Origin of the sequence: Herbaspirillum sp. UBA812 (assembly GCF_002296545.1) — a bacterium.
GTDB classification, from domain to species: domain Bacteria; phylum Pseudomonadota; class Gammaproteobacteria; order Burkholderiales; family Burkholderiaceae_D; genus Herbaspirillum; species Herbaspirillum huttiense.
In genome coordinates this window covers 12,557-15,857 of the sequence record NZ_DBIC01000176.1, presented here as the reverse complement: position 1 = coordinate 15,857, position 3,301 = coordinate 12,557, and the positions used below count along the sequence as shown (strand labels likewise).

The following is a 3,301-nucleotide window of genomic DNA, read 5'->3' as shown; positions in this document are numbered from 1 at the left end:
AGCGACGTGCGCGCCAAGGAGGAGCAGCTGGTGGACATCAATGAATTCATGCACCCGCGCCTGGAAGAAATCTGCGAGACCCTGCCGGCCGGTCTTGGCCGCTGGCTGGCGCGACCGCACTGGGCGCATCGCCTGGTACGCCGCTATACGCAAGAAGGCCGCGTCATCAAGACCAGTTCGCTGCCCGGCTTCCTGCTGCTGTACGGGCTGTCGCGCTGGCGTCGTTTCCGCCGCGTCACCTTGCGTTATGCCCAGGAGACCGAGCGCATCGAACGCTGGTGGCAGCGCGTGACCGCACTGGCGGCGGTCAATCCGGCGCTGGCCCTGGAGGTGGCGCAATGCCAGCGGCTGGTCAAGGGCTACAGCGATACCCATGTGCGCGGCCTGCGCAACTACGAGACCCTGATGCAGGTGGTGGACCGCCATGCCCGTGCATTGGCCCCCGCCGTCCTGCGTGAACTGCGCGATGCGGCGCTGGCTGACGAGCACGGCCACAAGCTGCGCGCCAGCCTGCAACAGCACGCGTTGCAATGAGGAGGACGGCATGACATTTCCGCGATTCGAACGTGCCCACCGCATCCGCTTTTCCGAATGTGATCCGGCCGGCATCGTCTTCTATCCGCAGTACTTCGTGCTGTTCAACGATCTGCTCGAAGCCTGGATCGACCACCTGCTGCCCGGGGTCGGCTTCGCCGGCTACATCGGCCAGTTGCGCTACGGCCTGCCGACGGTGGAACTGCATGCGCAGTTCGAGGCGGTCTCGCGCATGGGCGATGAGGTCACGCTGGTGCTGGAGGTGGAGCGCCTGGGCGGCAAGTCGCTCACGCTCAATCTGTCCTGCATCGCCGCCAGCGGAGAACTGCGCATGAAGGTGCGGCAGGTTCTGGTGTGTACCTCGCTGGAGACGCATCGCTCCATCGATGTGCCCGCCCTGCTGCGCAACGCCCTGGAGACGGGGGCTCACCAACAACAAAGGAGTGCGACATGAACATCGTCTGTATCGGCGGCGGTCCCGCCGGCTTGTATTTCGGTCTGCTGATGAAACTGCAGGACCCGTCTCACCGCGTAGTGGTGGTCGAGCGCAATCGTCCCTATGACACCTTCGGCTGGGGCGTGGTGTTCTCGGATGCCACGCTGGACAACCTGCGCGAGGCCGATCCGGTATCGGCCGCCACCATCACCGGCGAGTTCAGCCGCTGGGATGACATCGACGTGCATTTCAAGGGCAGCGTCATCAGCAGCGGCGGCCACGGTTTCATCGGCATCGGCCGCAAGCGCCTGCTCAACATCCTGCAGGCACGCTGCGAAGAACTCGGTGTGGAACTGGTCTTTGAAACCCAGGTGCAGGATGACCAGGAGATCGCGCGCCAGTACCAGGCCGACCTGCTCATCGCCAGCGACGGCATCAACAGCGCCGTGCGCACCCGCTATGCCGATACCTTCCGTCCCGACATCGACCAGCGCAATTGCCGCTTCGTCTGGCTGGGCACGCGCAAGGTCTTCGATGCCTTCACCTTCATCTTCGTGCCGACCGAATACGGCTGGTTCCAGGCGCATGCCTATCGTTTCGAGAATGGCCTGTCCACCTTCATCGTCGAGACCACCGATGCCGCCTGGCAGGCCGCCGGCATCGACAAGATGTCGCAGGAAGACGGTGTGGCCTTCTGCGAAAAACTGTTCGCCCCGTGGCTCGATGGCGAGAAGCTCATCTCCAATGCCACCCACCTGCGCGGCTCGGCCATCTGGATCCGCTTCCCGCGCGTGATCTGCGACAAGTGGGTGCAGTGGACCCGTCCGCACGGCGAGGCCGGTGCCGAGGTGCCGGTGGTGCTCATGGGCGATGCGGCCCACACGGCGCACTTCTCCATCGGCTCCGGCACCAAGCTGGCGCTGGAGGACGCCATCGAACTGTCGCGCATGCTCAAACAGGAAGGCAGTCTGCGCGCCGGTTTGCAGCGATATGAAGCGGTGCGCGGGGTGGAAGTCCTGAAGATCCAGAATGCGGCGCGCAACTCCACCGAATGGTTCGAGAACATCGCCCGCTATGAAGACCTGGAACCGGAACAGTTTGCCTATTCCCTGCTGACCCGCTCGCAGCGCATCTCGCACGAGAACCTGCGCCTGCGTGATCCGCAATGGCTGGAAGGCTATGAACGCTGGCTGGCCAAGCGTGCCGGGCTGTCCGCCGATGGCGCGCGCCCCACGCCGCCGTTGCTGACGCCCTTCAAGGTGCGCGAGCTGACGCTGAACAATCGCGTGGTCGCCTCGCCGACCTTGCTGTATGCGGCACGCGAGGGCGTAGCGGGCGACTTCCATCTGGTGCATCTGGGTGCGCGTGCGCTGGGCGGCATCGGCCTGCTGCTCACCGAGGCCACGGCCGTCAGTCCCGAAGGCCGCATGACGCCGGGCTGCCCCGGCCTGTGGAACGAGGAACAGAAGCAGGGCTGGAAGCGCGTGGTCAACATGGTCCACGCCAACAGCCAGGCACGCATCGGCCTGCAACTCAATCACGCGGGCCGGCGCGGCTCCACCCAGCTCGGCTGGGAGCAGCCGGATCGTCCGCTGGCGGCGGGCAACTGGCCGCTGGTTTCGGCCAGTGCGCTGCCCTATCTGGAAGGTGTTTCGCAGGTCCCGGCCGAGGCCAGCCACGAGGAACTGGCGCGCATCCGCGAGGACTTCGTGGCCGCCACGCGACGTGCCGTGGAGGCCGGTTTCGACTGGCTGGAATTGCAGGCCGGGCATGGCTGCCTGCTCTCCAGCTTCCTCTCGCCACTGACCAACCAGCGTCAGGATCAGTACGGCGGCACGCTGGAAAACCGCCTGCGCTACGTGCTGGAGGTGGTCAAGGCGGTGCGTGCCGCCTGGCCCGCGCACCTGCCGCTGTCGGTCCGCATCTCGGCCACCGACTGGGCCGAGGGCGGCACGACCGTGGATGAGGCGGTGGAAATTGCCCGCCAGCTGCATGCGCACGGGGCCGACGTGATCGACGTCTCTTCCGGCGAAGTGACGCCGGCGCAGAAGCCGGTCTATGGCCGCATGTTCCAGGCACCGTTTGCCGACCGCATCCGCAATGAGGCTGGTGTGCCGACCATCGCCGTGGGGGCCATCACCGAGGCCGACCAGGTCAACGGCATCATCGCTTCCGGCCGCGCCGACCTGTGCGCGCTGTCGCGGCCGCTGCTGGCCGATCCGGCCTGGCTGCTGCACGAGAGCGCCCGCCAGGGCTGGCGCGAGGTGAGCTGGCCGCCCGCCTACCAGTGGGGCCGCGACCAGCTGGAACGCAGCCTGTCCGGCACCCGCA

The 3,301-nt window shown here is 66.4% G+C and carries 3 protein-coding genes; all 3 read left to right on the top strand.

The window, feature by feature from the left end; all coding sequences use genetic code 11:
- Nucleotides 1-534: DUF6537 domain-containing protein (locus B3873_RS11860; RefSeq protein ID WP_349676445.1), on the top strand; the 534-nt coding region annotated here is incomplete at its 5' end.
- A gap of 10 nt (nucleotides 535-544) precedes the next feature.
- The gene (locus B3873_RS11855) at nucleotides 545-988 is read left to right on the top strand and encodes an acyl-CoA thioesterase (RefSeq protein WP_276843248.1); all 444 of its coding nucleotides are present in this window, start codon (nucleotides 545-547) and stop codon (nucleotides 986-988) included.
- Nucleotides 985-3,301, top strand: a 2,317-nt coding sequence (locus tag B3873_RS11850) for a bifunctional salicylyl-CoA 5-hydroxylase/oxidoreductase (RefSeq protein ID WP_286866237.1), incomplete at its 3' end; no start/stop codon positions are given. The genes B3873_RS11855 and B3873_RS11850, both read left to right, overlap by 4 nt.